This window comes from Flavobacteriales bacterium, from assembly GCA_013214975.1.
Taxonomy (GTDB): Bacteria; Bacteroidota; Bacteroidia; order DT-38; family DT-38; genus DT-38.
The window spans coordinates 1-2,581 of the sequence record JABSPR010000357.1 but is presented as its reverse complement, the minus strand read 5'-3'; the positions used below and the strand labels follow the sequence as shown (position 1 = coordinate 2,581).

General features: G+C 36.1%; 3 protein-coding genes. 2 read left to right on the top strand and 1 reads right to left on the bottom strand.

Annotated elements, in window-relative coordinates; translation table 11 throughout:
- Positions 1-398 precede the first annotated feature (398 nt).
- The gene (gene mdh, locus HRT72_11525) at positions 399-1,325 is read right to left on the bottom strand and encodes a malate dehydrogenase (protein ID NQY68334.1); all 927 of its coding nucleotides are present in this window, start codon (positions 1,323-1,325) and stop codon (positions 399-401) included.
- A 303-nt stretch (positions 1,326-1,628) separates the two neighbouring features.
- Here mdh and HRT72_11520 point away from each other — a divergent pair, with 303 nt between their 5' ends.
- Both HRT72_11520 and HRT72_11515 read left to right on the top strand, forming a co-directional pair.
- A complete protein-coding gene (locus tag HRT72_11520; protein NQY68333.1) occupies positions 1,629-2,216 on the top strand; it encodes a sigma-70 family RNA polymerase sigma factor in 588 nt (195 codons plus the stop codon).
- Positions 2,209-2,581, top strand: a 373-nt coding sequence (locus HRT72_11515) for a hypothetical protein (GenBank protein NQY68332.1), incomplete at its 3' end; no start/stop codon positions are given. The genes HRT72_11520 and HRT72_11515, both read left to right, overlap by 8 nt.

Sequence of the window (2,581 nt, the reverse complement as noted above, 5' to 3'; positions counted from 1 at the left end):
GATATATTAGCAATGGACACTTATCTAAACCACATATACAAAACGACGACTATTACTGGACACAACACAATGGCTATCACCAACAAGCAAGGTGAAACAACATTGGGTGTGGTTTTATCACAGTAAGAAGTCCCAGCTTTTCTTAAAGCTTACCCAAAAGAATACTTCTTAAGATTCCGGATCAAGCCCGGGAAGGCATTACACTAATATTTAACTATCGAGTACTTTTTAGTCCTCGCGTTACAAATAGAGCTTCTCGATACTAATTTCGAAAAACGAAATTCACTCGAAGTGACATTAGCGGAAGATTAAGCAACCTACTTATCTCTAAGAAATAACCCCAATAAAAAAGGGCCTCCTAACAGGAAGCCCTTTCTATATTATATAAGATGTATCGATTACATGTTATCCAAAACCGACATTACATCTCTAACTGCAACTGCAGATTCTTCAAGAAGTTTTGTCTCCGCTTCGTTTAATTGCAATTCAATAATTTCTTCGATACCATTCTTTCCTAATTTAACTGGTACACCTAAGTAGATATCTTTCATACCATACTCACCTTGCAACCAAGCACAAACTGGGAAAATTCTTTTTTGATCTCTCACAATAGCTTCTACCATTTGAGCTGCTGCTGCTCCCGGAGCATACCATGCAGATGTACCCATAAGATCAACAAGCTCACCGCCGCCTTTCTTAGTTCTATCAACAATTGCTTCTAATTCAGCTTCGCCGATTAATTCAGTTACCGGAATACCACCTACAGTAGTATATCTTGGTAATGGAACCATAGTATCACCATGACCACCCATCAACACAGCTTGAATATCTTTTGGAGACACGTCTAAAGCTTCAGCTAAAAATGCTCTATATCTAGCAGTATCTAAAATACCAGCCATTCCGAATACTTTAGAAGAATCAACTTTTGCAGCTAAGTAAGAGCAATAAGTCATTACGTCTAATGGATTTGAAACGATGATAATAATTGCATCCGGAGAGTTAGCAATTATGTTTTCAGTAACCATTTTCACAATACCAGCATTCGTTGAGATTAAATCATCTCTAGTCATACCAGGTTTCCTTGGAATACCTGAAGTAATAACCACAACATCCGAACCTTTAGTTTTCGTATAGTCATTAGTTGATCCAATTATTCTTGAATCGTACATATTAATAGGTGCAGTTTGCCACATATCCAAAGCCTTACCTTCAGCAAGACCATCTTTAATGTCTACCAATACTACTTCGTTTGCTAATTCTTTATGTGCTATTACATTGGCGCAAGTTGCACCAACATTACCAGCACCTACAACAGTTACTTTCATAATAAAATAAATTAATCATTAATATTTTAGGGACGTCAAAATTAAAAAAGAACTCAACACACACAAACTATATTCAGTTCAAATATCAGAAATACGGAAAATACAAACAACTGATACACAGACAACTACATTGTTAGTTAGAAATTAAAATACCACCTACATATATATGTACTATAAAGAGATAAAAAAAGCGTCCTTTATTTTAAGTATTCAAAATGCGGACGTAGATTTACTTCACCAAATAATTATAGACCAACAAGGCAACCTTTTTAACTTTTCCGCGACTTACTCTTGAAACAGAAAATGGGAAATGATCGAAACGCACATAAAGAACTCAAATCCATAATTATTGGATGTGCGAAAGGAGACCGAATTTGCCAGAAAGAAATATATAGCTTGTACTACCAAAAGATGATGGGAGTTTGTATTAGATATTCGGATGACAGGGAGCAAGCAAAAGACATTTTGCACGATGGCTTCATGAAAGTATTTGCCAATATCGAGAAGTACAACTTTAATGGATCCTTTGAAGGTTGGGTTAGAAGAATATTCGTTAACACAACAGTAGACTTTTTCCGAAAGAATAAACTAAAAACAAAAAGTATTGATTACGAAACTGACATTGCGGACTTAGACAGCTGGAATGAAAGACAAGACGAATTAAGCATGTTCTCTAAATTTAACATGAACGAAGTACTCGATGAAATACAGAAGCTATCTCCCGTATACAGAACAGTATTCAACATGTTTGTTTTAGACGAATGCTCACATAAAGAAATTGCCGACGAATTAGGGATTAGTGTAAACGCGTCCAAATCTAATTTATCAAAAGCAAAAACAAATTTAAGGACTGCGTTCCTTAAGAAATTAGACGTGAAGATTGATGGATAAGAATAGCAAATACGACAAGTTCGATAACTTCTTCCAAGAAGGATTGAACGACTACGAGGCTCCTTATAGCGACGACGTTTGGAACAAATTAGAGAATTCTTTAGATGGCCTTCCGGAAAAATCGAATAATACAGTTAAATACATTAGCGGTATTGCAGGCGTTGCTATACTAATAGGTGCCGCTATCTTCTCTACTACTTCCGATAACAATACAGCTACTACAATTAACAACACCGAAAACAGCATCGTTACAACTAGTCCGTTTGATGCCATCGAAAAAGAAACGACAGACAATACAGAACCTAGTAATAGCGAAAGCATTAATACCTCTACGCTTCAAAAGAGCCGAACCCCAATACAAAGCG

What these genes read in the sequence shown, in the direction of transcription:
- mdh (NQY68334.1), bottom strand. Translation starts at nt 1,325, where the DNA reads ATGAAAGTAACTGTTGTAGGTGCTGGTAATGTTGGTGCAACTTGCGCC.
- HRT72_11520 (NQY68333.1), top strand. Translation starts at nt 1,629, where the DNA reads ATGGGAAATGATCGAAACGCACATAAAGAACTCAAATCCATAATTATT.